The following is a 26500-nucleotide window of genomic DNA, read 5'->3' on the forward strand; positions in this document are numbered from 1 at the left end:
CCGATCTCCTCCGTTGAAACCGTCTCCGGAATGCCGGGAGACGGTTTTCGGTGGGCACTCAGGACTTATCACGCATAACCTGTTGCAGGATCGCCAGCGCCTGGTTGAACTGAGCATCCGGAATGGTCAGCGGATAAAGGAAGCGGATCACGTTGCCGTACTGGCCGCAGATCAATAACAGCAGGCCCTGGGCGAGCGCCTTTTGCTGGATCGCCTGCGCGATGGCGGCCGACGGTTCACGGCTCTCGGGATCAAAAAACTCCGCCGCAATCATCGATCCTCTTCCCCTTATCGCCACGAGCGCAGGGAAGGTGCCCTGAATCTCCTCCAGCGTGGCTTTCAGTCGATCCCCCAGATGGCAGGCGCGGGCGCACAGTGACTCGTTGTCGATAATATTCAGCACCGCGTGCGCGGCGGCCACCGCAAGCGGGTTGCCTGCATAGGTCCCCCCCAGACCGCCGGGAGCCGGCGCGTCCATGATTTCGGCGCGACCCACCACGCCAGACAGCGGCATTCCGCCTGCCAGGCTTTTCGCCATCGTCATCAGGTCTGGCTTGTCCACGTAGTGTTCCATGGCAAACAGTTTACCCGTACGGGCGAAGCCGCTCTGCACTTCGTCGGCAATCATCACGATCCCGTGCTCATCACAGATTCGGCGGATGGCGGCCACCAGCTCTGGCGGGGCGACGTTGAATCCGCCTTCACCCTGAATGGGTTCAAAAATAATCGCCGCCACCTGTTTCGCCTCAATATCCGCTTTGAACAGGCGTTCTATCGCCGTGATGGCATCCTGCGTCGTGATGCCGTGCAGCTCGGATGGATACGGTACGTGATAAACCGACCCCGGGAAGGGGCCAAATCCCAGCTTATAAGGCGCGACCTTGCCGGTTAAGGCCATGGTCATATAGGTTCGGCCGTGAAAGCCTCCCCCGAAGGCAATCACGCCCGGTCTGCCGGTGTGGGCCCGGGCGATTTTAATGGCGTTTTCCACCGCTTCCGCGCCCGTGGTGAAGAACGCCGTTTTGGCCGGGCCCTGTACCGGGGCCAGCTCGTTAAGCTTTTCGGCTAATGAAACGTAGCTTTCATACGGCACAATCTGGTAGGCCGTGTGGGTGAACTGGTGAAGCTGTTTTTCCACTGCGGCCACCAGTTCAGGATGGCGATGGCCGGTGTTCAGTACCGCGATCCCGGCGGCGAAATCAATATAGTCGTTGCCTTCCACGTCGGTAAGCGTGGCATTCTCCGCCGTGCGGGCAAAGAAATTACACATTACGCCTACGCCGCGCGGGGTGGCAGAAAGTCTGCGCTGATGAAATTCCTGGTTACTCATGTCAGATACCCTTTTGTCGAAACGATCATACGCCAAGACGATCGCGCAGGCTGTAGTACGCCGCGCCCATCGCCGTGAATGGAATCCGCAGGCTGCGACCGCCCGGGAAGGGGTAGTGCGGGAGGTTGGCAAACGCATCAAAGCGCTCAGCGTCACCGCGCAACAGTTCCGAGATCAGCCGCCCGGCCAGATGGGTGCAGGTCACGCCGTGGCCGCTGTAGCCCTGCATGTAATAGATGTTTTTATCCAGACGACCAAACTGCGGCATCCGCGACAGGGTCAGCAGGAAATTGCCCGTCCAGCGGTAGTCGATTTTGACGCCTGCCAGCTGAGGAAAGGTTTTCAGCAGCTTTGGCATCACCAGGCGCTCGACATCGTCCGGATCGCGCGCGCCATAGACGACGCCACCGCCGTACAGCAGGCGGTTGTCGGCGGTGAGGCGGTAGTAATCCAGCAGATAATTGCAATCTTCCACGCAGTAGTTATTGGGGATCAGCGTGCGGGCGACCTCTTCCGACAGCGGGGCGGTGGTCACCACCTGGGTGCCGCAGGGCATGCTGCGTTTTGCCAGCTCCGGTTCTATCTTATCGCCCAGATAGGCATTCCCGGCGACGATCACGTAGCGGGCCGTGACCTGGCCATGCTGCGTGCTTACTACTGCCGGGCTGGTGTGCTGAATGGCGGTCACCGGAGACTGTTCATATACACGCCCACCGTTCAGGCGAATGGCGTCCGCTTCGCCGATCGCCAGGTTCAGCGGATGAATGTGCCCCCCGCTGCGGTCCAGCAGCGCGCCGGTATAGCGGTCGCTGTCGACTTCCCGGCGGATGGCGCTGGCGTCCAGCAGCTCCAGCTGCGTGTTGCCGTAGCGTTCCCAGTTGGCCTTTTGCTCCTCCAGCGTCTCCAGCTGCTTATGGTTTAGCGCCACAAACAGCCCGCCGGGACGATAGTCGCACTGGATCTGATAGCGCTGGATACGCTCCCGAATAATTTCCCCGCCTTCAAACATCATGCTCCCGAGCACTTTGGCGGCATCGGGCCCGTAGTTTTTCTCGATCACGTCGATATCGCGGCTGTAGGAGTTAACCAGCTGGCCGCCGTTGCGTCCGCTGGCGCCGAAGCCGATGCGCGCACCTTCAAGGAGTACCACGTCGTAGCCCATTTCGGCGAGATGTAGCGCGGAGGAGAGGCCGGTATAGCCGCCGCCCACCACGCACACGTCACAGCTGATCGACTCGTTAAGCGTCGGGAAAGGTTCATAAGCATTCGCGCTGGCCGCGTAGTAGCTGGTGGTATGTTCGGTCATGATTGAGGCTCCAGGGCAATCCAGATGGTTTTCAGTTCGGTAAATTTTTCCAGCGCGTGCAGGGACTTATCGCGACCGTTGCCGCTCTGCTTATAGCCGCCAAAGGGGACGGTCATATCACCGTCGTTGTAGTTATTGACGAAGACCGAGCCGGCTTTCAGGCGGCGGCTCATGCGGTGCGCCCGGGAGAGATCGCGGGTCCATACCGCCGCGCCAAGCCCGTATTCACTGTCGTTGGCCAGCGTTAAGGCTTCCTCTTCGGTTTTAAAACGGGTGACGACCAGCACCGGCCCGAAAATCTCTTCCCGGCACAGCGGGGAGACAGGGGCGATGTCGACAAAAATGGTGGGACCGACTGCGGAAGGCCATGATTGTTCCCGCCCGTCCAGCAGCAGCGTACCTTTCCGGGCTCCCTCGCGAATAAACGTGTGGACGGTATCGGCGTGCGCAGCGTCGATGAGCATGCCCATCGTGCTGTCCGGGTCGAGCGGATCGCCCGGCTGCCAGTGACGGGCCTGCGCTTTCAGCCTTGCCAGGAAGTCATCGGCGATGCTGTCTTCGAGCAGCAGGCGGGTACCGGCGATACAGACTTGCCCCTGGTTGTAAAAAATCCCGGCGGCGGTCGCGCTCACGGCCTTGTCCATGTCCGGACAGTCGGCAAAGATAATGTTGGCGCTCTTGCCGCCTGCCTCCAGCCAGACGCGCTTCATATTGCTTTCTCCCGCGTCCTTCAACAGCTGCTTGCCGGTACGGGTAGAGCCGGTAAACGTCAGCACTTCGACCTCCGGGTGCAGTGCCAGCGCCTGGCCCGCTTCGTGGCCGTAACCGCTTATCACATTCAGCACGCCGTCCGGCAGGCCCGCCTCTTTCGCCAGCCCGGCCAGGCGCAGGGCGGTGAGCGGTGATTTCTCCGACGGTTTTAATACCACGCTATTGCCTGCGATCAGCGCCGGGCCCAGCTTCCAGCAGGCCAGCAGCAGCGGGAAGTTCCAGGGGACGATGGCCGCGACAACCCCGATCGGCTCGCGCACGATCATCGCCAGCTCGCCCGGACCCGTAGGCGCCACTTCGCCGTAGACTTTATCCGCCGCTTCGGCGTACCAGCGAATGGCGCGCGCCGCGCCGGGAATATCGTCGCGCAGGCTGTGGCGGATGGGTTTACCGGTGTCAAGCGTTTCCAGTAAGGCCAGCTCTTCGCCGTGGCGTTCCATTAAATCGGCGAGCTTATTGAGCACGGCCTTGCGCTGCGCCGGAGACGCCTGTGACCAGTCGCCGCGCTCAAATACCTCACGTGCGGCCTGAACCGCGCGGTCCACGTCAGCCTGCTTACCCCGGGCCACGTTCGCCAGCGTCTGTTGGGTAGCGGGATTGACGGTTTCAAACGTGGCATTATCGGCGGCGTCACAATAGGCACCGTTAATAAATAACCGGGTCTCAATGGCGCTGTTTTTTGCTTTATCCTGCCAGTAAGTCAGGTGCTGAAAATGCATATTCACTCCTTTCTTTCGCAATCAGATAAATAAAGGCATGGCCGTTTCAGGCAATACGAAGCCGTGGGGCATCCCGGGAATTAACCCGTTGAATGCCGACATTGATCGTTTTTATTTGTCCCGGCGTAAGCGCGCTTACGCCGGGACTGAGTGGTAATTAGAACGTGGTGGGGGTGTGGGCACTGATAATGCGGCAGATGCCTGCCGAGGTATTGCTGAAGCTGTGCGGTATGCCGGTATTGATGGCATAGCTCTGCCCTGCAACCAGGTGATAAGGCTGGCCATTAATGGTCAGCACTATTTCACCTTCCAGTATCGTACCGATCTCCTCACCCTGATGTTTGATCCTCTCTCCGGTCGTGGTTCCAGGCTGGTAAGTTTCAAAAATCATCGCCAGCGTACGGTTCGGATTTCCGTTATGAACCAGCTTCATCGAAACCCCCTGACTGCCTATTTCGATAAGGTCTTCCTGATTAATAACCACCTGCGGTTCATCAGGTTTTTCCGGTTCCGAAAAGAATTCCGAGAGCGACAGCCCATAGACTTTCAGCAGCTTTTGCAGCGTACTGATGGCAGGACTGACTTTGTCCTGCTCAATGGTGCTGATGGCACTGTGTGTTAACCCAGACAGTTCGGCGGCACGCCGCTGCGAGAGACCCAATTGCTGGCGGATCTCAGACAGACGTTTCCCTGGCGCCAGTCCGTCATCGCTCATAGTTGCATTTCCTTTACGGTAGTGGTCAAAGCCGTTGCTTCTCGGCAATGTGGCTTTGACAGGCGGTGATAAAACCATCAAACAACATACGTGAGAGGGCGTACTCGCTGCTGTTCCATTCGGGGTGCCATTGCACGCCGAGGGCAAAAGGGTGGTCATGAACGCTGACCGCTTCGACCAGCCCATCCGTCGAACGGGCCTCCACGCGAAGCCGTGGTCCTAACGTTCGTGCACCTTGCCCGTGTAACGAGTTTACCCAAAATGTGTTACAGCCTGGTATTAATTGAGACAGCAGTCCTCCCTCCTGAACCTGAACCTCATGAGAAGGGGCGTATTGTAGCTCAACCGGCAGTTCAGGATCTTCCCGGTGTTCAAGCAGGTCGTTCTGCTCAAACAGGCGGCGATACAGCGTTCCTCCCGTCGCAACAACCAGTTCCTGCAGCCCCCGGCAGATGGCGAAAATGGGGATGCGCCTTTCGAGCGCGGCGGCAATCAGCGCCATACTCAGAAGATCTCGCCCGGGATCGGCGTCAGGCTCATCGCCGTTTTCACCATAAAGGTGCGGCTGCACGTTACTTGGGCTGCCCGGCAGGTAAATCCCGTCCAGGGTTGGCAGCAGAGCGGTAAGTAGCTCTGGCTCTGCCAGCGCATGGGGTAAGGCAATCGGTAAGCCCCCCGCGTTAATAATGGCATTCAGGTACTTTTCTTGCAGGGTCTGGGTCTCATGACCCTTAAGCCTGTTTCTGCACATCACTACGCCAATAACTGGCTTGTTCATTATATTTTCCATGATCGCCCTCACAAAGTGGACTAAATTTAGGCCATTCTCGCCTGTGAAACGGCCTTTTCGTTCAATATTTTCTCAATCTAGCAACGGGATCTGCCTTTTGCAAACTTAATTTAACATTTGACAAACAATTTGTTTGCATACAGATTCGATAGGGTGGACATTATATTTGACAGTCCAGAGCAGCGAACGCAAATCCCAAAAACGGTGGTAAATCATGGAAACCAATATCGTAGAAGTTGAGAACTTTGTGCAGCACACGGATGAGAGGCGGGGCAGCGCCTTTACGCAGGAAGTGAAGCGCTATTTAGAAAAGTATCCTGACACCCAGTTTATTGATGTCCTCCTGACCGACCTGAACGGCTGTTTTCGCGGCAAGCGCATCCCGGTTGCCGGACTGAGCAAGCTTGAAAAAGGCTGCTATTTCCCGGCATCGGTTTTCGCCATGGACATTTTGGGTAACGTCGTGGAAGAGGCGGGCCTGGGGCAGGAGCTCGGCGAGCCGGACTGTATCTGCGTGCCGGTACCGGGTACCCTGACGCCGTCCGCCGCCGACCCGGAATACATTGGTCAGGTGCAGCTCACCATGGTCGATGAAGATGGCGCTCCCTTTGACGTTGAGCCGCGGAACGTACTCAACCGACTCTGGCAGCAGCTGCGCCAGCGCGGTCTGTTCCCCGTGGTAGCGGTAGAGCTGGAGTTCTATTTACTTGACCGTAAGCGCGATGCCGACGGCTATCTGCAGCCACCCTGCGCGCCGGGCACCGACGTACGCAACACGCAGAGCCAGGTCTACTCGGTTGATAACCTGAACCACTTTGCTGACGTGCTGAACGACATTGACGAACTGGCGCAGCTGCAGCTGATCCCCGCCGACGGGGCCGTGGCTGAGGCCTCCCCGGGCCAGTTTGAAATTAACCTGCATCATACGGAAAACGTGCTCGACGCCTGCGATGATGCGCTGGCGCTAAAACGTCTCGTCAGGCAGATGGCGGAAAAACATAAGATGCACGCCACGTTTATGGCAAAGCCGTATGAAGAGCATGCGGGCAGCGGGATGCATATCCACATCAGCATGCAAAACAACCGAGGCGAAAACGTGCTCGCAGACGCCAGCGGCGAGGATTCCGCGCTGCTGAAACGCGCGCTGGCCGGGATGATCGATCTGATGCCTGCGTCCATGGCGCTGCTGGCGCCGAACGTCAACTCCTACCGCCGCTTCCAGCCGGGAATGTACGTGCCGACGCAGGCGTCATGGGGACACAATAATCGCACCGTTGCCCTGCGTATCCCCTGCGGCGATCGCCATAACCATCGGGTCGAGTACCGCGTGGCGGGAGCAGACGCGAACCCGTATCTGGTGATGGCGGCGATTTTTGCCGGCATTCTGCACGGGCTGGATAACGATTTACCCCTGCAGGAAGAAGTGGAAGGCAATGGTCTGGAGCAGGACGGACTGCCGTTCCCGATTCGTCAGAGCGATGCGCTGTGGGAATTTATGCAAAACGATCATCTTCGCGAGCGGCTGGGCGAACGTTTCTGCCACGTCTATCACGCCTGCAAACATGATGAATTACTGCAGTTTGAACGCCTGATTACCGAAACAGAAATTGAGTGGATGCTGAAAAACGCCTGATGACGTGCCCCGGTTAGGGGCCGCTTTGTTTCATCGCATACGTATCACCAAACGGCCTGCGCGGAGCCTGGCCGAAACGTTCGCTGGCACGCCAGCTATCTCCCGGGAGTCGCGTTATGGAGCGCAGGCGGCACAGGGACTTTCTTAACGACACTGTGTGACGAGGTAGGAAATGATGCAGATGTTCAACTATCCGCAGGGCGAAGGGGGCCAGTCAGGCGCCTGCTATGAGTGCGAGCGAGAGACGCTGCGCTGGTACGATCGCGTATGTTCTTTACAACTTCCCCCTTTGCTAAGCAGGTTTGCGTTACGGTCAACGCGATTGCAAACCACGGTAAGCATGGGGGGGATGGTTTATGGCGACTAACACCTCTCTTGATTCGCCGGGCATGGCCGGAAGAACCCGGCTGCGCAGTTCCCTCAAGCTCTGGCAGGTGGTCATGATGGGGCTGGCTTACCTCACTCCCATGACCGTGTTTGATACCTTCGGCATTGTGTCCGGTATCAGCAACGGCCACGTGCCCGCCTCGTATCTCCTGGCGCTGGCGGGCGTCATGTTTACCGCCATCAGCTACGGCAAACTGGTACGACAGTTCCCGGAAGCGGGCTCTGCTTATACCTACACGCAGAAATCGATCGGCCCCCACTTAGGCTTTATGGTCGGCTGGTCATCCCTGCTGGACTATCTCTTCCTGCCGATGATCAACGTGCTGCTGGCGAAGATCTACCTTTCCGCGTTGTTCCCTGAAGTCCCGCCCTGGGTCTGGGTGGTGGGGTTTGTGACGATCCTGACGCTGGCGAACCTGAAAAGCGTTAACCTGGTCGCCAACTTTAACACTCTGTTTGTGCTGGTGCAGGTCGCCATCATGGTGGTCTTTGTCATACTGGTAGTGCATGGACTGCACAAGGGGGAGGGGGTTGGCACCGTCTGGTCGCTCCAGCCGTTTATCAGCGAGAACGCACACCTGATCCCGATTATTACCGGCGCGACTATCGTCTGCTTCTCTTTCCTCGGCTTTGACGCGGTCACCACGCTCTCGGAGGAGACGCCAAACGCGGCGCGGGTGATCCCCAAAGCCATTTTCCTGACCGCACTGTATGGCGGGCTGATATTTATTGTTGCCTCGTTTTTCATGCAGCTCTTTTTCCCGACGATCGCGCGCTTCAAGAACCCGGACGCCGCGCTGCCGGAAATTGCACTGTACGTGGGCGGCAAGCTCTTCCAGTCGGTGTTTCTGTGCACCACGTTTGTGAATACGCTCGCTTCAGGCCTGGCCTCGCACGCCAGCGTCTCACGCTTATTGTATGTGATGGGGCGTGACAACGTCTTTCCGGAGCGGGTGTTTGGCTACGTGCATCCGAAGTGGCGCACTCCGGCCCTGAACGTGATTATGGTAGGGATAGTGGCGCTGTCGGCCCTGTACTTTGATCTGGTGACCGCGACGGCGCTGATCAACTTTGGCGCGCTGGTGGCGTTTACGTTTGTTAATCTCTCGGTGTACAACCATTTCTGGCGGCGTAAGGGGCTGAACAAAACGTGGAAAGATCGGCTCCACTATTTCCTGCTGCCACTCATTGGTGCCGCAACGGTCGGCGTGCTGTGGATCAACCTCGAAGCGACGTCCCTGACGCTTGGCCTCATCTGGGCGGCACTGGGTGTCCTTTACCTGACCTGGCTCACGCGCCGCTTCCGAAAACCGCCTCCGCAGTTTGAAGCCGGTAAGATAGAACAGGCCTGGGATTCCTGAACGAACAACGGCACCAGTACGCTGGTGCCGTTTTTCGGGAAACGGATATCAGCCCGCAAGCCTATTATTTCAGACGTTTATGAAGGCTTGCGCCCACCAGCAGTGCGGCACAGAGCATCAGCGCAATAAACCCGCCCACGCCGTTCCAGCCGTAGTTATGCCAGAACACGCCGCCCAGCGTCCCGGCGATGCTTGAGCCCAGATAATAGCTAAACAGATACAGCGACGATGCCTGGCCTTTGGCGCGACGCGCGCGCGGGCCAATCCAGCTGCTGGCGACGGAGTGAGCGGCGAAGAAGCCTGCGGAGAAGAGCAGCATCCCGGCAAAGATAAGCCACAGGGAAGAGAAAAGCGTCAGCAGCAGGCCGAGCAGCATCACTGCGGTAAACACCAGCATCACCGGCCCGCGGCCAAAGCGTGCCGTCATCGCCCCGGCTTTCGGCGAACTCCACGTACCGGTGAGATAGGCCACGGAAAGCAAACCCACAACGGCCTGATTCAGATGCCACGGCGAGAGCATCAGGCGGTAGCCAATATAGTTAAACAGCGTCACGAAGGAACCCATCAGCAGGAATCCCATCAGAAACAGTCTCGGTAAACCTTTGTCACGCCAGTGCAGGCGGAAGTTGATAAACAGCGTTTTCGGGCGCAGAGACGTCGGGCGAAAATGGCGCGATTCTGGCAGGATTTTCCAGAACATCAGGGCCGATGCCAGCGCAAAACACCCGATCACCGCCAGCGCAATGCGCCAGCTAAAGAAGTCCGTGAATACCCCGCTCAGCAGACGCCCGCTCATGCCGCCAATCGAGTTCCCGCTGATGTACAGCCCCATCGAAAAGGCGACGAAGCTCGGGTGGATCTCTTCGCTGAGATAGGTCATCCCGACTGCCGCCACGCCGCTGAGCGAGAGCCCGATCAGCGCGCGCATCATCAAAATGCCGTGCCAGCTGGTCATCATCGTCGAGAGTAACGTACAGACCGAGGCCAGCATCAGGGCGGTTACCATCACCTGTTTACGGCCGATGGCGTCGGAGAGCGGGCCGGTAAAAAGCAGGCCAATTGCCAGCATCCCGGTTGAAATGGAAAGCGAAACGCTGCTGCTGGCGGGGGAAACCCCAAACTCGTGGGAGAGAACGGGCAGGATCGGCTGAACGCAGTAGAGCAGGGCAAACGTTGCCAGACCGGCGGAAAAGAGCGCCAGCGTGACGCGCATAAACTGGGGGGTACCACGTTTGATGAACTGAACCGGCTGCGATGCTACAGGCAAATCATTAATATCTCTGGCCGGCTCGATATCAATGGTAGATGTACGACTCACACAGTTTCCTTGCTTAAACATCCCCGTGATTTTTGGTGACGGGTATGACCACACGTTTAGAGTAGGAAAATGTAAATATTCTGTCTAATATATTAATAATCTCAAATGATACTTTAAAAATATGAATATCGAGCTGCGTCATCTTCGCTACTTTGTCGCCGTCGCCGAAGAGCTGCATTTTGGCCGCGCGGCGGCACGGCTGAACATTTCTCAGCCGCCCTTAAGCCAGCAGATTCAAATCCTCGAACAGCAGGTCGGGGCGCGTCTACTGGCCCGCACCAACCGCAGCGTGAGCCTGACGGCAGCGGGTAAGCAGTTTCTGATCGACAGCCGACAAATTCTGAGCATGGTCGACGACGCCGCTGCCCGGGCGGAACGGCTCTATCTTGGGGAAGCCGGGGAGCTGCGGATCGGGTTTACCTCGTCCGCGCCGTTTATCAGCGCCGTCTCGCAGACGCTTTCGTCATTCCGCCGTCATTTTCCGGACGTGCATATTCAGACGCGCGAAATTAATACCCGCGAGCAGATTGCGCCGCTTAACGAAGGTGCGCTCGATCTGGGGCTGATGCGTAATACCCAGCTGCCGGACACGCTGGCATGGGAGGTTATCCTGCGCGAACCGCTGATGGCCATGATCCCGAACGATCACCCGCTGGCGTCGCGTCCGGCGGTTTCGCTGGCAGAGCTGGCAAAAGAGCCGTTTGTCTTTTTTGACCCGCAGGTCGGGACGGGCCTGTATGACGATATTCTGGGGCTGATGCGCCGCTACGATCTGGCGCCGGTCATTACCCAGGAAGTGGGAGAGGCGATGACCATTATCGGCCTGGTCGCCGCCGGGCTGGGCGTGTCGATACTCCCGGCCTCCTTTAAGCGGGTACAGCTACGCGAGATGCGCTGGGTTGCTATCGCCGAGGAGGATGCCGTTTCGGAGATGTGGCTGGTGTGGTCAAAACATCGCGAACAGAGTCATGCTGCCCAGCGCTTCAAACAGCGGTTAATCCAGGCTTCCGCGGTCTGATATTTCCCGGGAAAACGGGTAAAAATGTGCGGTAAATCACAAGGCTAAGTAAATATTTGACGACACCCATGGAAGTGCTTCACCATAGCCAATAGTTTATTTCGAAGCTCGAAAATAAGGGAGTACGAGGTGGTTGCTGATAGTCAGCCAGGGCATATTGATCAGATTAAGCAGACCAACGCTGGCGCGGTGTATCGCCTGATTGATCAGCTTGGTCCGGTTTCGCGTATCGATCTGTCGCGCCTGGCACAGCTGGCACCTGCCAGTATCACCAAAATTGTCCGCGAAATGCTGGAAGCGCACCTGGTCCAGGAGACGGAAATTCAGGAGCCGGGCAGCCGTGGTCGTCCGGCGGTCGGCCTGGTGGTCGAGACGGAAGCCTGGCACTACCTCTCGCTGCGCATCAGCCGCGGAGAGATCTTCCTTGCACTGCGCGATCTCAGCAGCAAGCTGGTGGTGGAAGACCGGCTTGAGCTGCCGCTCAACGCCGAGGAACCGCTTCTCGATGCGATTGTCTCCCATATCGATCGCTTCTTTATTCGCCATCAGCAGCGGCTTGAACGCTTAACGGCGATTGCCATCACCATGCCCGGCATTATTGATACCGAAAATGGTATTGTTCACCGCATGCCGTTTTACGACGATGTTAAAGAGATGCCGCTGGGCGAAGTGCTGGAAAACCATACCGGCGTCCCGGTCTATATTCAGCACGACATTAGCGCCTGGACGATGGCGGAAGCGCTGTTTGGCGCGTCGCGCGGTGCGCGGGATGTCATTCAGGTGGTCATCGACCATAACGTCGGGGCGGGGGTGATCACCGACGGACGGCTTCTCCACGCCGGGAGCAGCAGCCTGGTGGAAATTGGCCATACCCAGGTCGACCCGTACGGTAAACGCTGCTACTGCGGGAACCATGGCTGTCTGGAGACGATCGCCAGCGTGGAAAGCGTGCTCGAACTGGCGCAGGTGAGGCTCAGTCAGTCCATGAGCTCCTCGCTTCACGGCCAACCCTTAACGGTGGATTCCCTCTGCGTCGCCGCGCGTGAGGGGGATCTGCTGGCGAAGGACATTATTACCGGGGTGGGTAATAACGTAGGCCGCATTCTGGCGATTATGGTGAACCTCTTCAATCCGCAAAAAATCCTGATCGGCTCACCGCTCAGCCAGGCGGCGGAGATCCTTTTTCCGGCGATTACGGCCTGTATTCAGCAGCAGTCGCTTCCTGCCTACAGCAGAAATATTGCGGTAGAAAGTACCCAGTTTTCCAACCAGGGCACAATGGCCGGCGCGGCGCTGGTCAAAGATGCCATGTACAACGGCTCGCTGCTTATCCGCCTGTTACAGGGTTAACTCTTTTCCGCAGATGTAAGAAAAATTGCGCTATCTCAAGCCGGGTAGCGCACGCATCCCGTAGACTTCCTCCACTGAATTATTTACCTGGTTGATATTTTCGAAGCATACCCAAGAGGTGGAGTGAGTCATGCTTAAGCGTTTCTTTGTTACTGGTACAGATACCTCTGTCGGCAAGACCGTTGTATCCCGCGCATTGCTGCAGGCTCTGACAGCAAGCGGTAAACGCGTCGCTGGGTACAAACCGGTCGCAAAAGGGAGTAAAGAGACGCCAGAGGGATTGCGAAATAAAGACGCCCTGGTGCTGCAAAGCGTCTCGTCGCTGGAACTGCCTTACCACGCGGTCAATCCTATTGCGTTAAGCGAAGATGAAAGCAGCGTGGCGCACAGCGGCCCGATCAATTATTCCCTGTTATCCGACGGGCTGGCGAACCTGAGTGAGCAGGTCGATCACGTAGTCGTCGAAGGAACGGGCGGCTGGCGCAGCCTGATGAATGATTTACGCCCGCTGTCTGAATGGGTCGTGCAGGAGCAGCTGCCGGTAGTGATGGTAGTGGGGATCCAGGAAGGGTGTATCAACCACGCGCTGCTGACGGCGCAGGCGATTGCCAATGACGGCCTGCCGCTGGCTGGCTGGGTGGCAAACCGTATTAATCCAGGCCTCGCGCACTACGCGGAGATCATCGACGTACTGAGCACCAAACTGCCTGGCCCGCTGGTGGGGGAGCTGCCTTATCTGCCTCGCGCCGAGCAGCGCGAGCTAGCGCAGTACATCGATCTCTCTGCCCTCGGTGGCGTGTTGACCGTAGATCGAGTCGTGGCGTAACGTCCGCGACAGTACGGACGCTATCACGCAGGCGACCAGTAAACCGGGCAGTAAAAAATACTGCCCGGTCATTTCACAGACCATCAGCGCCGACATAATCGGCGCATGCGTGGTCGCAGCGAGCAGCGTTGCCATCCCGGCCAGCCCCAGCAACATGGCCGTCTCAGAACCCGGCAGCCACAGCGCGAAAAGCTGCGCGAACAGCATCCCCGTAGCCATACCGACAAACAGGGTAGGCGTAAATACCCCGCCCGGCGCACCCGAACCGCTGCTTGCCAGCACCGCCAGCAATTTACAGATGAACACGCCGGCAATTACCGACAGCAGCGGCGGGGCGAGCAGAAAAGCCTGAACCACGCTGTAGCCGTTCCCCCAAACCTTCGGCGTCAAAAGAGAAAGCAGCCCGACAATCAAGCCGCCGAGCGCCAGCTGCCACGGCGGCGAAAGCCTGAGACGCAGGAAAAGCCCGTGGCTGAACGCCATTAGCCACATCAGCAGCGGTCCGCAGAGACCTGCCAGCAGCCCCATCGCGACCAGCAGGGCATAATCTGCCGCGGTGAGAATGCCGCTCAGATGGACCTCGTAGAGCGTACCGGCATTCGGTGCCAGGAGTTGCGTCGTAAGAAGCGCCACCACCGCCGCAATCACCACGGGGCCGAGCGAGGCCAGCATCAGCGTGCCAAACAGAATCTCTGCAATGAACAGGCTTCCCGCTAACGGAGCATGGTAGGCGCTGGCCATCCCGGCGGCGGCGCCACAGGCGATCCAAAGCTTCCATTCCGATTTGGGCGTAAAGCGCCGGGCAAAAAAGGAGGCGGCGAGGGCGGCAAGCAGGATCATGGCCCCTTCGCGGCCGATGGCGCTTCCGCTGGCAACGACCAGCAGCGAAGCAAGAGATTTAACGAGGCTCGCGCCGTAGTCAAACTGACCGTCGCCGGTCTCCAGCGCTTCCATATAATCGGTCGGCGCGTGGGGACGCTGGGCGTTCAGGCGCTGCCATCCCCAGAGCAACAGCCCGGCAGCCAGCCCGCCCAACGCGGGTGTCAGCGCGCGCCTCCAGGGGGAGAGCGACGCGGCGGCATTCACCAGGCTGCCGCTGTCATTGCTCAGAAGCAGCCACTCCAGCAGGTACATGCTGTGGCGGAACACCGCAACGGCCAGCGCGGCCAGCACGCCGGTGACGGTGGCAATCAGGAGTCGGCGAAACATTGCGCGGATGTCGGGGTACGTATGAAGACGTTGCATGGGTCGCGATTAAACGGGGACGATACAATATTGTGGCGGGAAATCGTGAGGTTAGCAAAAGGTATGCGTGCGAAAAAGCCGGGCGATGCCCGGCCGGAAAAATTAGCTCTCGCTATGAATATTCAGCGCCCGGCGCGTACGCCCTGAACTCAGATACTCGGCAATATAATCCTGCGAAATCTCGCCGTTGTAGCGCCCGTCCTCATCCACGATCGGCATCCAACTGGTGTTGCTCTCATACAGGCGTGATAGCACCACGCGCAGGTTGTCTTCGGCTTTGCCGGTCATGCGGAACGGATGCAGGATGTCGGCGCAGGTCCCGCTGGCGTTACGCGCTTCGCGACGCTTCACAAAGCCCAGCGGCTTGCCGTGCTCGTCAACCACGGTAATCGCGCGAATATCATTATCGTCCATGGTGGCAAACGCGTCAGTAAGCGGGGTAGAGCCTCGCACCGTAATAGTAGGCTGCTGGTCGGTGACGTCGCCGGCGGAGACCAGCAGAAGGCGCTTCAGCGTGCGGTCCTGACCGACAAACGAGCCGACAAATTCGTTCGCCGGTTTCGCCAGCAGTTCGTCCGGGCTGGCACACTGGACGATTTTTCCCTGACGGAAGACCGCGATGCGGTCCCCGAGCTTAAGGGCTTCGTCGATATCGTGGCTGACCAGCATGACGGTTTTTTTCAGCTTGCGCTGCATCTCCAGGAACTGATTCTGGATCACCTCACGGTTGATCGGGTCCACCGCGCCGAAGGGTTCATCCATCAGCAGTACCGGAGGATCCGCCGCCAGGGCGCGAATAACGCCAATACGCTGCTGCTGGCCGCCGGACATCTCGCGCGGATAACGGTGGAGGAAGTTGTGCGGATCCATTGCCACCATATCCATCAACTCTTCAGCGCGGGCTTTGCAGCGCGCTTTATCCCAGCCCAGCATGCGCGGCACGACGGTGATGTTCTCTTCAATGGTCATGTTCGGGAACAGGCCAATCTGCTGGATCACGTAGCCGATGTTGCGGCGCAGGGTGACGGTGTCCATCCCGTTGGTGTCCTCGCCGTTAATCAGGATGTTTCCGCTGCTTGGGGTGATGAGGCGGTTAATCATCTTCAGGGTGGTGGTCTTTCCGCAGCCAGACGGGCCGAGCAGGACGCACATTTCCCCTTCTGGCACGTTCAGGTTGACGTTATCGACGGCCTTAAAGATCTGGCCGTGCTTCTGTGAAAATTGTTTGGTGAGGTTTTCCAGTTTTATCATTATCGAATCCCCTTTGGAGTCAGAACCACCTGCAGACGGTGCAGCAGCCAGTCGAGCACAATCGCTAAAAGACAGATCATCAGCGCGCCCGCAATCAACATACGAATATCGCTTCCGCCGATGCCGTTAAGCAGCAGCAGGCCAAGTCCGCCCGCGCCAATCACGGCGGCAATCGCCATCACGCCGATGTTCATCACCACGGCGGTGCGGATCCCGCCGAAAATCACCGGCAGCGCCATCGGAATTTCCACCCAGCGCAGACGCTGCCAGAACGTCATACCGATGCCGCGTCCGGCTTCGCGCAGGCCCGGCGGCAGGCTGTCGAGCGCCGTGTGGGTGTTACGCACGATCGGCAGCAGCGAGTAGAGAAACACCGCCGTGATTGCGGGCAGGGCGCCAATCCCCTGACCGATCAGCGAAAACAGCGGGATCATCAGGCCAAACAGGGCAATGGACGGGATGGTCAACACGATGGTGGCAATCCCCAGCACCGGCGTCGCCAGCCACTTGTGGCGCACAATCAAAATACCCAGCGGGACGCCGATGATAATCGCTAAGCCCACGGCCAGCGCCACCAGCCACAGATGCTGCAGCGTGAGGGTTAACAGATAGTCCCAGTTGTCAAGAATGTAGTGAACGGTATCCATAGCGCCTCCTACAGCAGCTGTTTGCTACGCAGGAAATCGCGGGCGACCTGCTGCGGTGACTGATGGTCAATATCCACCTTCTTGTTCAGCTCGGTGATAACGTCATTGTTGAGCTGGGCCGAGAGGGTATTGAGCGCCTCTTCCAGACCGGGATTGGCCTCCAGGGTGTCCTTGCGCACCACCGGGGTGACCGCGTAGCTCGGGAAGAAGCCTTTATCATCTTCCAGCACTTTGAGATCAAAGCCCTTCACGCGCCCGTCGGTGGTGTAAACCAGCCCGGCGTCGACGAAGCCGTCGCGCACGGCGTTATAGACCAGACCCGGGTCCATCTGGCGGATTTGCGGACGGTCCAGATCCATCTTATAGGCCTCCTGCAGTGGCTTCATGCCGTCGCTGCGCCCGGCAAATTCAAGGTCTAAGCCCAGCAGCCAGTTTTTGTCCGGGTTGGTTTTGCGAACCTGTTCAATTTTCGCCACCATCTCCGACATGGTGTTGATATGCTCCGCCTCGGCGCGCTTGCGCTGCATGGCGAAGGCGTAGGTGTTGTTCATGTCGGCGGGTTTGAGCCACACCAGACCGTGCTTCGCATCCAGGCGCTTCACCGTCTCCCAGGACTCCTGCGGCGACATGCGCTTGTTGATGTGGTTGAAGATGATCAGCGACGTGCCGGTGTACTCCCAGGTCATATCAATCTGCTTGTTGATCATCGCGTTGCGGGAGATCACCGTGGCGATATTGGTTTTTGGCTGAACCTGGAAACCTTTCTTTTGCAGGTACTGTACGGTCATCGCCGAGAGAATGTGCTGCTCGGTAAAGCTCTTGGTCGCCAGAATCAGCGGGGCCGCCATCGCCTGGCCGGTGAACAGCGCCGCGGCACACAGCGCCGCCAGGCTGGATATCAGTCTCATAAAAGCTCCTTGTTATTGTTATCGAGCGAGATGGGGACTCATCACGCGACCCAGCGCCGCCAGCAGGGTGTCGAGGATCAGGGCGAACAGGGCGGTGGCCGCCGCGCCGAGGATCAGGGTTGGGAAATCGTTCAGGTAAATGCCCGGGAAAATCAGCTCGCCGTAGCTGCTGGCGCCAATCAGAAACGCCAGCGGCGCGGTACCGACGTTAATGGCGGTGGCGATGCGGATCCCCGAGAGCATAACCGGCCAGGCGTTGGGCAGCTCAACCTGGCACAGGCGCTGCCATTTGGTCATCCCAATCCCGTTTGCCGCTTCCAGCAGCGACGACGGGACCGAGCACAGCCCGGCGTAGGTATTGCGCACAATCGGCAGCAGCGAGGCGAGGAACAGGGCGATGATGGCGGGCGTATCGCCGATACCAATCACCACCATTGCCAGCGCCAGCACGGCCAGCGGCGGCAGGGTGTTACCGACATTAAAGATTTGCATCACGTATTCGGCGACGCCCCGCGCGGCCGGACGGCTCAGCAGAATACCGGCCGGAATGCCCACCAGCAGGGCAAAAAACATCGACGAGAAAACCAGAATCATGTGCTGTTGCCCGAGGTAGACCAGGTCAACCTGGCGCGCCTTGATTGTCTCAAGCCCGACTCCCCAGACGAGGAGGGCGAGGACCACGAGAATGGCGCCGACAAACAGCAGCGAGCGTTTGAGTAATGGGTGCATTGCGGTGTGTCTCCCTGTGCGCATGCGTTATAGCAACCACCGGTTGCCTGTTGTTATGCCATGTTTCGGCAGGGGTAATTGACCTATAGCAAGCGTTTGGGAAGGGTTCCAGCGAAGGGGGGAAATCAGTAACCCTATGAAATTAGTGACAACCTTAATTAAAGCCTTATGGCGTAAGGGCTGGTTGCGTGCCGGGCAGAATAGTCCTAAAGCGAATTTTAGATAGTGACAGTGTCACATATCAAAGGGCGCCCTTACGCCGAGAGTCGTTCGTTATTTAGATAGAGGCACGAACCCGGCGAACGCGGACTGAGATGCTAATGATAGAAAAAATGGCAACAATCGCGAGCAGCAGCCCAAGCGCCAGCATGGCGTTAAACCCAATCCATCTGAACAGCAGCAGCCCAGCAATCCCTCCGCTCATAAACGAGAAAATGGTGGTTAAGTGAGTTTTCAGCTGACTTTTTTGTGCCGCGGTATCCTTCGAGTAATCCCTGCGAAGCATCGCCACCAGCACGGAGGCCAGTGATATGCCTGCATCCGTTAGCGTGCCGGTAATGTGCGTCGATCTCACCCGCCCTCCGGAGAGCTGCGTGGAGGTTGAATTATGAATGCCCATCAGGCCGCACAGAAAAATAATAATCTCGCGGTTGCTCGTGAGGGCGTGGAAATACATCTCGTAGAGAGAGATGCCGGTCAATAGTACCCCCTCGACAAAAAGGATTTGGCAAAAAACCAGCCTGATATTGTGGATAATGCCCCAGAGTACAATAAGACGGGCAAGGATGGCGCCGGTGACAAAAGAGAGAATAATCGAGCCAAAGAAAATCATATCGCTCAGATCGGTGGAGGAGACTTCGCTGGATAATTGTGAGGTATTGCCGGTCATGTGAGAGGGGAAAAAGCCAAATGCCCCAAGGGCGATGGCGTTAAGCAAACCTGCCGAGGTCGCCAGCCAGAGGGCAAGCCGACGATCCTCCTTATGCGTTCGTTCTTTCTTGAGTCTAATCAGCAAGAATACCTCCGGGTTGAGCTTTGCCTGAATAGTCAGGCTAGCAAAGCGGTGCAACGGGCTGTCCAGGATATGGCTTAATTATTATTCCCTCTGACGCCATTCAGGGTTTAGTAATTAAATAAAATATCCTTGCTCAAGGTGGGGGCGTAAATAATTTATATCATGCCGTTATTGCCGTGACGCAAAAACGCGGGGCGCTGGTTGAGGCGCTCATACCAGGCCTCAATCGCCGGCACGTCGGGCTTGTCAAACGGCGTCATCTTCCAGCGATTCACCGACAGCCCAAGCACCACGTCCGCAAGGGTAAACGTCTCGCCCGCCGCAAAGGCCCCGGTGCGCTGCAGCTGGTTTTCCAGAATGGTGATGCAGTGGTTCCACTCTTTTATTCCCGCCGCAATGCGCGCAGGGTCGTTAAAGTCTGGGTTTTTTCGTCCCAGCGCCGGGAAGACATAGCGCCAGGCGTTATTGAATTCAGTTGCCTGCCAGTCCATCCAGCGCTCAACGTTGGCGCAGGCCTGCGGCTCTGCAGGCAGCAGATCGTGACGTCCGGCCTTGCGCACCAGATAGCGGCAGATGGCGTTGGACTCCCACAGCACGAAATCGTCATCCATCAGCACCGGCACCATGGCGTTGGGGTTCAGCGCGCGGAAGTCATCCGTTTCTGTTGAGGCAAAACCGCTGCCGTAGTCTTCCTGCAGGTAAGGGATGCCCGCTTCTTCACAGGTCCAGAGCACTTTACGAACGTTGATGGAGGTGGTTTTACCGAGGATGTTAATCATAACGCCGTTTCTCTTCAGAGGGATTAATCATTTAAAAACAATACACCCTTTGCGCGAAGAGGGAGGGATAATATTGAGTGAGGAGTGCTCTGTACGGGCAGGTCAGCGCGTTTTAAGCGGAAACGTTACGTCTTCAGGGGGCGTAATGGCGGTTATTCCGCGCCGTTTTCTCCAGAGGCGCCTGCTTGCTTAATGCATGGAAAAAATTTAGGCTAACATCAGAGATATGCTTGCTCATTAAAGGCTTAGAAATGGAAAAAATAACCCCTGAATATACGTCCGTTGACTTATCTCGTTGGGCAAGGAAGGAACATTTTGAGATTTTTCAGGGGTTCGCTCAGTCGACGTTTAACCAGACGGTTTTAATCGATATTACTGCGCTGTTAAAACATATCAAAGCGGTCGGCTGGAAATTTTACCCGACTATTATTTTTCTCATTTCTAAGATCGTCAACAGTCATCCGGAGTTCCGTATGGCTATGAAGGACAATGAGCTTATTATATGGAACGAAATTCATCCAAACTATACCATTTTCCATAATGAAACAGAGACCTTTTCATCATTATGGAGCCATTATGATGGCAATATTCAGCACTTCCAGAAGACCTATGCTGAAGACATTGCGCGCTACGGTAATAATTTTTCTTATTGGCCTAAAGAAGAATTCCGGGAAAATATCTTTTTCATATCGGGTATTCCCTGGGTGAGTTTTACCAGCTTTAACGTCAACGTTGCGCACATGAAGAACTTTTTTGCCCCTATGTTTACGCTTGGAAAATACTATGAACAAGATGGCAAAGTATTATTGCCCCTTGCCGTTCAGGTTCATCATTCCGTGTGCGATGGTTTCCATGTGGCAAGACTGTACAATGAATTACAAGAGATGATTGATGCCTTGCCGCAATCCGGCGCGTGACGTTAATAAAAAAGCCGCAAGCAGCATGCTGCTTGCGGCGTCAGGCTCGGTGACGATGTGGCAATCAGGCAGCTTTTACCGCTCTGATTTTTTTACTGTCAGCCGCAGGAGCATCGAGAGCAGGGAGCTTGCTGGTGCGCAGAATATGCTGCACGGTCTCTTTCTGCTCGGCGAGATACAGACCAAGATTTTCAGCCTGCGTTTCATCCATCTGCATTCCGCTTTGCAACAGCCAGTCGGTGAACGCGTCTGCCATATCGAGCAGCTTGTCGTGAGCGTCAGCCTCTTTCTTACTGGCAAATGTCATTTTCTCTTCACCTTTTCTTACGACAACATATTTTATTTCAACAGCCATCACGCACCTCTCATACTGTATTTACATACAGTATAACAGCTTCGGGATGATGTTGCAGTAAAAAGTGAGCTACTGGTGCATCGGCTGCGTTTCACGGCCGCCGATACTGCGTCGCCATGCGCCAGGTGCCTGACCGAATTGGCGCTTAAAGCTGCGGTTGAACGATTGCTGAGAGTCAAACCCGAGCGCGATTGCCACGTTCAGGATGGGCTCATCGCTGTGGGCTAAGCGCTCAACCGATTTTTGCAGCTTTTGCGCGCGAATATAGCCGGCGAGGGGATAGCCCGTGTGCTCTTTAAACAGGCGCTGGAGGTGCCATTTCGAGTAGCCGGAGCGCCTGGAGACGGTCTCAATGTCCAGGCGACTGTCGAGGTTGTTATCAATCCAGTCGAGTAAATCATGCATAAATGCGCCAGTGTTCATCAGGTTTCCCCCACGCAGCGATAGAAAGGTATCTTTATCTGTTGCATTTTAAGGTGGCCTGGTTTCTCGATAATTGCAAGTTTTATTGTTGCATTTAAATCCTTGCCCGAAACGGGCCTTTTAACGCCGCCTCAAATAGCACATAAAGTGCAACAATTATTCTTGCACTTAGTTAGGCGCATTCCTACAATCGCCGCGATAGTGTATTCGAAACTGTTACAGTTTTGTGGCGATGAACGACACAAATGGCCTTAAGCCAGCCCGGACAAAGGAAGTGGCGCGGCACCTCCCGCTGCGTCTTGCCCGGCGGCTACAATTACCGGAATAAAAATAATGAGCCTGCAAAAAACCTGGGGAAACTATCATCTGAATGCGCTGGGAGCGATGATGCTCTCCGTGCTGCTCGTCGGATGTGATGACAGCGTCGCGCAAAACGCCGCGCCGCCCGCGCCCGCCGTTAATGCTGCAGACGTGGTTGTGAAATCCATTAGCCAGTGGGATAGCTTTAACGGCCGGATTGAAGCCGTGGAAAGCGTGCAGCTTCGTCCCCGTGTCTCTGGCTACATCGACAAAGTGAATTTCACCGACGGCCAGGAGGTGAAAAAGGGTGAGGTGCTGTTCACGATTGATGACCGAACCTATCGCGCCGCGCTGGAGCAGGCGCAGGCGACGCTGGAGAGAGCCAAAACGCAGGCCGGCCTGGCGCGAAGCGAGGCTAACCGTACCGATAAACTCATTAATACCAACCTGGTATCCCGTGAAGAGTGGGAGCAGCGCCGTTCGGCCGCCATTCAGGCGCAGGCCGATATTCGCGCAGCCCAGGCTGCGGTAGACGCCGCGCAACTGAATCTCGACTTCACCAAAGTGACGGCTCCTATTGATGGTCGCGCCAGCCGGGCGTTAATCACCAGCGGCAATCTGGTCTCCGCGGGCGACAGCGCCAGCGTGCTCACCACCCTGGTCTCGCAGAAGACGGTTTACGTCTACTTTGACGTGGATGAGTCAACCTATCTTCACTATCAAAATCTCGCCCGCAACGGGCAGGGGGCGTCCAGCCACCATACGGCGCTACCGGTTGAGATCGGCCTTGCCGGCGAGGAGGGTTACCCCCATCAGGGTAAAGTGGATTTCCTTGATAATCAGCTCACGCCGAGTACCGGTACGATCCGCATGCGCGCGCTGCTGGATAACGCGCAGCGTCAGTTCACGCCGGGACTCTTTGCCCGCGTGCGCCTGCCGGGCAGCGCGGAATTCCAGGCCATGCTTATTGACGACAAAGCGGTACTGACTGACCAGGATCGCAAGTATGTCTATATCGTGGATAAAGAGGGTAAAGCGCAGCGTCGCGATATTACGCCGGGGCGTCTGGCCGACGGTTTACGCATCGTGCAGCAGGGGCTGAAACCTGGCGATAAGGTCATCGTTGACGGTCTACAGAAAGTGTTCATGCCGGGTATGCCGGTGAACGCGAAAACCGTCGCCATGACCGCCAGCACCGCCCTCAACTGATCACTTGACCTGAGAATCCTTCCCATGGACTTTTCCCGCTTTTTCATCGACAGGCCGATTTTCGCTGCCGTACTGTCGATTCTGATTTTTATCACAGGATTAATCGCCATCCCGCTTCTGCCGGTGAGTGAATATCCTGACGTCGTACCGCCAAGCGTGCAGGTGCGCGCGGAGTATCCGGGCGCCAACCCGAAAGTGATTGCCGAGACCGTGGCGACGCCGCTGGAAGAGGCGATCAACGGCGTCGAGAACATGATGTACATGAAATCCGTTGCCGGCTCGGACGGCGTGCTGGTTACTACCGTCACGTTCCGTCCGGGTACCGATCCGGATCAGGCGCAGGTGCAGGTGCAAAACCGCGTAGCGCAGGCTGAGGCGCGTCTGCCGGAAGACGTGCGGCGCCTGGGCATCACGACGCAGAAGCAGTCGCCAACGCTGACGCTGGTGGTTCATCTGTTCTCGCCCAACGGCAAGTACGATTCACTGTACATGCGCAACTACGCCACGCTGAAGGTGAAGGACGAGCTGGCGCGTCTGCCCGGCGTCGGCCAGATTCAGATTTTCGGCTCCGGTGAATACGCGATGCGCATCTGGCTGGATCCGAACAAGGTCGCGGCCCGCGGGCTGACCGCCTCGGACGTGGTCACGGCAATGCAGGAGCAGAACGTGCAGGTCTCCGCGGGCCAGCTTGGCGCCGAGCCGCTGCCGAAAGAGAGCGATTTCCTGATCTCCATTAACGCCCAGGGTCGTCTGCATACCGAAGAAGAGTTTGGCAACATTGTCCTGAAAACGTCGGAGGACGGTTCGGTCGTCCGCCTGCGCGACGTGGCGCGTATCGAAATGGGTTCCGGCAGCTATGCGCTGCGTTCCCAGCTTAACAATAAAGACGCGGTCGGGATTGGTATCTTCCAGTCACCGGGGGCGAACGCCATCGATTTGTCTAACGCGGTGCGCGCCAAAATGGACGAGCTGTCTACCCGTTTCCCGGAAGATATGAAGTGGGCGGCACCTTACGATCCGACGGTTTTCGTGCGCGACTCCATCCGTGCGGTGGTGCAAACCCTGCTGGAAGCGGTGGTGCTGGTTGTACTGGTGGTGATCCTGTTCCTGCAAACCTGGCGCGCGTCGATCATTCCGCTGATCGCGGTGCCGGTGTCGGTGGTGGGGACGTTCAGCATTCTCTATCTGCTGGGCTTTTCGCTTAACACCCTGAGTTTATTCGGGCTGGTGCTGGCGATTGGTATCGTGGTGGACGATGCCATCGTGGTGGTGGAAAACGTCGAGCGAAACATTGAAGAGGGGCTTGCGCCGCTTGCGGCGGCGCATCAGGCGATGCGTGAAGTTTCCGGGCCCATTATCGCGATTGCGCTGGTGCTGTGCGCGGTGTTCGTGCCGATGGCGTTCCTCTCCGGCGTAACCGGTCAGTTCTACAAGCAGTTTGCGGTGACGATAGCGATTTCCACGGTGATCTCCGCCATCAACTCGCTAACGCTCTCTCCGGCGCTGGCCGCGCTGCTGTTAAAACCGCACGGCGCGCCGAAAGACTTCCCGACCCGGCTTATCGATCGCCTGTTTGGCTGGATTTTCCGTCCGTTTAACCGCTTTTTCCATCGTAGCTCTAACGGCTATCAGGGGCTGGTGGGCAAAACGCTTGGCCGACGCGGCGCGGTGTTTGTGGTGTATCTGCTGCTGCTGTGTGCCGCGGGCGTCATGTTTAAAGCGGTACCCGGCGGGTTTATTCCGACACAGGATAAGCTCTACCTGATTGGCGGCGTGAAGATGCCGGAAGGCTCGTCGCTGGCGCGCACCGACGCGGTGATCCGCAAAATGAGCGAAATCGGCATGAATACCGAAGGCGTGGACTACGCGGTGGCTTTCCCGGGGCTGAACGCGCTGCAGTTTACCAACACGCCGAATACCGGGACGGTGTTTTTTGGCCTGAAGCCGTTTGACCAGCGCAAGCACTCTGCGGCGGAAATTAACGCGGAGATCAACGCGAAAATCGCGCAAATCCAGCAGGGCTTTGGTTTCTCCATTCTGCCGCCGCCGATTCTGGGGCTGGGTCAGGGGTCTGGCTACTCGCTGTATATTCAGGATCGCGCGGGTCTGGGCTATGGCGCGCTGCAAAACGCGGTGAACACCATGTCCGGTGCGATTATGCAGACGCCGGGAATGCACTTCCCGATCTCAACCTATCAGGCTAACGTTCCGCAGCTGGACGTGCAGGTTGACCGCGATAAGGCGAAAGCGCAGGGCGTGTCGCTGACCGATCTGTTCGGTACGCTGCAAACCTATCTGGGCTCGTCGTACGTGAACGACTTCAACCAGTTCGGGCGCACCTGGCGCGTGATGGCGCAGGCAGACGGGCAATTCCGCGACAGCGTGGAAGATATTGCGAATTTACGCACCCGGAATAGCCAGGGCGAAATGGTGCCGATTGGCAGTATGGTGAAAATCACGACCACCTACGGACCGGATCCGGTGATCCGCTACAATGGCTACCCGGCGGCGGATCTGATTGGCGATGCCGACCCGCGCGTGCTCTCGTCCGCGCAGGCGATGACGCAGCTGGACGCGATGTCTAAGCAGATCCTGCCGAACGGAATGAACATTGAATGGACGGATCTGAGCTTCCAGCAGGCCACGCAGGGCAATACGGCGCTGATCGTCTTCCCGGTCGCGGTACTGCTGGCGTTCCTGGTGCTGGCGGCGCTGTATGAAAGCTGGACGCTGCCGCTGGCGGTGATCCTCATCGTTCCGATGACCATGCTTTCCGCGCTGTTTGGCGTCTGGCTGACCGGGGGCGATAACAACGTCTTCGTGCAGGTGGGGCTGGTGGTGCTGATGGGGCTGGCCTGTAAAAACGCGATTCTTATCGTGGAGTTTGCCCGCGAGCTGGAAATTCAGGGGAAAGGCATCATGGAAGCAGCGCTGGAAGCGTGCCGCCTGCGTTTACGTCCGATTGTGATGACATCCATCGCCTTTATCGCCGGGACCATTCCGCTGATCCTCGGCCATGGCGCGGGCGCAGAAGTGCGCGGCGTCACCGGGATTACGGTCTTCTCCGGGATGCTGGGCGTGACGCTGTTTGGTCTGTTCCTGACGCCGGTCTTTTACGTGACGCTGCGTAAGTTCGTGACGCGCGGCAAAGTGGAAAGAGAGGTTCTGCCTGCGTAGGGATATCGCAGATAACAAAAA

23 protein-coding genes are annotated in these 26500 nt (G+C 57.4%); 8 read left to right on the forward strand and 15 right to left on the reverse strand.

Features of this window, described 5'->3' with window-relative positions; translation table 11 throughout:
* Positions 1 to 58 precede the first annotated feature (58 nt).
* From puuE to puuD, 5 genes are all read right to left on the reverse strand, one after another.
* Positions 59 to 1330 carry a 4-aminobutyrate transaminase gene (gene puuE, locus IM303_RS03025; protein WP_048999454.1) on the reverse strand — a complete coding sequence of 424 codons (1272 nt, stop codon included), beginning with the start codon at positions 1328 to 1330 and terminating at the stop codon, positions 59 to 61.
* A 25-nt stretch (positions 1331 to 1355) separates the two neighbouring features.
* Positions 1356 to 2636 carry an FAD-binding oxidoreductase gene (locus IM303_RS03030; protein WP_048999453.1) on the reverse strand — a complete coding sequence of 427 codons (1281 nt, stop codon included), beginning with the start codon at positions 2634 to 2636 and terminating at the stop codon, positions 1356 to 1358.
* On the reverse strand, positions 2633 to 4126 hold the full coding sequence (gene puuC, locus IM303_RS03035; RefSeq protein WP_048999452.1) for an aldehyde dehydrogenase PuuC: 1494 nt from the start codon (positions 4124 to 4126) through the stop codon (positions 2633 to 2635). The genes IM303_RS03030 and puuC overlap by 4 nt, the downstream gene beginning before the upstream one ends.
* 157 nt (positions 4127 to 4283) lie before the next feature.
* The gene (gene puuR, locus IM303_RS03040) at positions 4284 to 4841 is read right to left on the reverse strand and encodes an HTH-type transcriptional regulator PuuR (protein ID WP_013096835.1); all 558 of its coding nucleotides are present in this window, start codon (positions 4839 to 4841) and stop codon (positions 4284 to 4286) included.
* Between the two features lie 25 nt (positions 4842 to 4866).
* Positions 4867 to 5631, reverse strand: coding sequence for a gamma-glutamyl-gamma-aminobutyrate hydrolase (puuD, locus tag IM303_RS03045; protein WP_028012974.1), 765 nt, complete (start codon positions 5629 to 5631; stop codon positions 4867 to 4869).
* A 214-nt stretch (positions 5632 to 5845) separates the two neighbouring features.
* On the opposite strand from puuD, the gene IM303_RS03050 reads away from it, so the two are divergent.
* Positions 5846 to 7264 carry a glutamine synthetase family protein gene (locus IM303_RS03050; protein ID WP_048999451.1) on the forward strand — a complete coding sequence of 473 codons (1419 nt, stop codon included), beginning with the start codon at positions 5846 to 5848 and terminating at the stop codon, positions 7262 to 7264.
* A 356-nt stretch (positions 7265 to 7620) separates the two neighbouring features.
* Positions 7621 to 9012: an APC family permease gene (locus tag IM303_RS03055; RefSeq protein ID WP_063942554.1), complete on the forward strand. Its 1392-nt coding sequence runs from the start codon at positions 7621 to 7623 to the stop codon at positions 9010 to 9012.
* Positions 9013 to 9076: 64 nt separating this feature from the next.
* On the opposite strand, the gene IM303_RS03060 is transcribed toward IM303_RS03055, so the two are convergent.
* Complete coding sequence (locus tag IM303_RS03060) at positions 9077 to 10330, reverse strand: MFS transporter (protein ID WP_192971000.1); 1254 nt, start codon at positions 10328 to 10330, stop codon at positions 9077 to 9079.
* 121 nt (positions 10331 to 10451) lie between these two features.
* Here IM303_RS03060 and IM303_RS03065 point away from each other — a divergent pair, with 121 nt between their 5' ends.
* The 3 genes from IM303_RS03065 (at position 10452) to bioD (ending at position 13524) form a co-directional block, all read left to right on the forward strand.
* Positions 10452 to 11348, forward strand: coding sequence for a LysR family transcriptional regulator (locus IM303_RS03065; protein WP_028012978.1), 897 nt, complete (start codon positions 10452 to 10454; stop codon positions 11346 to 11348).
* Between the two features lie 129 nt (positions 11349 to 11477).
* The gene (mlc, locus tag IM303_RS03070) at positions 11478 to 12698 is read left to right on the forward strand and encodes a sugar metabolism global transcriptional regulator Mlc (protein ID WP_048999448.1); all 1221 of its coding nucleotides are present in this window, start codon (positions 11478 to 11480) and stop codon (positions 12696 to 12698) included.
* 130 nt (positions 12699 to 12828) lie between these two features.
* A complete protein-coding gene (gene bioD / locus IM303_RS03075) occupies positions 12829 to 13524 on the forward strand; it encodes a dethiobiotin synthase (protein ID WP_028012980.1) in 696 nt (231 codons plus the stop codon).
* Here bioD and clcB read toward each other — a convergent pair.
* From clcB to IM303_RS03110, 7 genes are all read right to left on the reverse strand, one after another.
* Complete coding sequence (gene clcB, locus IM303_RS03080) at positions 13459 to 14769, reverse strand: voltage-gated ClC-type chloride channel ClcB (protein ID WP_065420200.1); 1311 nt, start codon at positions 14767 to 14769, stop codon at positions 13459 to 13461. The two genes, bioD and clcB, sit on opposite strands and share 66 nt — an antisense overlap.
* Before the next feature lie 102 nt (positions 14770 to 14871).
* Complete coding sequence (osmV, locus tag IM303_RS03085; RefSeq protein ID WP_048999446.1) at positions 14872 to 16020, reverse strand: osmoprotectant ABC transporter ATP-binding protein OsmV; 1149 nt, start codon at positions 16018 to 16020, stop codon at positions 14872 to 14874.
* Positions 16020 to 16667, reverse strand: a complete 648-nt coding sequence (osmW, locus tag IM303_RS03090) for an osmoprotectant ABC transporter permease OsmW (protein ID WP_028012983.1) — start codon at positions 16665 to 16667, stop codon at positions 16020 to 16022. The genes osmV and osmW overlap by 1 nt, the downstream gene beginning before the upstream one ends.
* Positions 16668 to 16675: 8 nt before the next feature.
* Positions 16676 to 17575 (reverse strand): osmoprotectant ABC transporter substrate-binding protein OsmX, encoded by a 900-nt coding sequence (gene osmX / locus IM303_RS03095; RefSeq protein WP_041910236.1) that lies wholly within the window; start codon positions 17573 to 17575, stop codon positions 16676 to 16678.
* Between the two features lie 18 nt (positions 17576 to 17593).
* Entirely contained in the window at positions 17594 to 18304 is a 711-nt protein-coding gene (osmY, locus tag IM303_RS03100) for an osmoprotectant ABC transporter permease OsmY (protein WP_048999445.1), read from the reverse strand.
* A 277-nt stretch (positions 18305 to 18581) separates the two neighbouring features.
* Positions 18582 to 19319 carry a YoaK family protein gene (locus tag IM303_RS03105; RefSeq protein ID WP_041912015.1) on the reverse strand — a complete coding sequence of 246 codons (738 nt, stop codon included), beginning with the start codon at positions 19317 to 19319 and terminating at the stop codon, positions 18582 to 18584.
* 155 nt (positions 19320 to 19474) lie between these two features.
* Positions 19475 to 20098 carry a glutathione S-transferase family protein gene (locus IM303_RS03110; RefSeq protein WP_028012987.1) on the reverse strand — a complete coding sequence of 208 codons (624 nt, stop codon included), beginning with the start codon at positions 20096 to 20098 and terminating at the stop codon, positions 19475 to 19477.
* Positions 20099 to 20349: 251 nt separating this feature from the next.
* Between IM303_RS03110 and catA the strand changes: the two genes are divergently transcribed.
* The gene (catA, locus tag IM303_RS03115; RefSeq protein WP_048999444.1) at positions 20350 to 21015 is read left to right on the forward strand and encodes a type A chloramphenicol O-acetyltransferase; all 666 of its coding nucleotides are present in this window, start codon (positions 20350 to 20352) and stop codon (positions 21013 to 21015) included.
* A 64-nt stretch (positions 21016 to 21079) separates the two neighbouring features.
* Here the strand turns inward: catA and IM303_RS03120 are convergent, their stop codons facing one another.
* Positions 21080 to 21370: a YebG family protein gene (locus IM303_RS03120; protein ID WP_028012989.1), complete on the reverse strand. Its 291-nt coding sequence runs from the start codon at positions 21368 to 21370 to the stop codon at positions 21080 to 21082.
* A 69-nt stretch (positions 21371 to 21439) separates the two neighbouring features.
* Positions 21440 to 21793, reverse strand: a complete 354-nt coding sequence (locus tag IM303_RS03125) for a helix-turn-helix domain-containing protein (protein WP_028012990.1) — start codon at positions 21791 to 21793, stop codon at positions 21440 to 21442.
* A 333-nt stretch (positions 21794 to 22126) separates the two neighbouring features.
* On the opposite strand from IM303_RS03125, the gene IM303_RS03130 reads away from it, so the two are divergent.
* Positions 22127 to 23302, forward strand: a complete 1176-nt coding sequence (locus tag IM303_RS03130) for an efflux RND transporter periplasmic adaptor subunit (RefSeq protein ID WP_045261449.1) — start codon at positions 22127 to 22129, stop codon at positions 23300 to 23302.
* Between the two features lie 24 nt (positions 23303 to 23326).
* Positions 23327 to 26479 carry a multidrug efflux RND transporter permease subunit OqxB gene (oqxB, locus tag IM303_RS03135; protein ID WP_028012992.1) on the forward strand — a complete coding sequence of 1051 codons (3153 nt, stop codon included), beginning with the start codon at positions 23327 to 23329 and terminating at the stop codon, positions 26477 to 26479.
* Positions 26480 to 26500: the final 21 nt, after the last annotated feature.

The sequence above is a fragment of the Enterobacter cloacae complex sp. P38RS genome (assembly GCF_014930775.1).
Classification (GTDB): Bacteria; Pseudomonadota; Gammaproteobacteria; order Enterobacterales; family Enterobacteriaceae; genus Enterobacter; species Enterobacter bugandensis.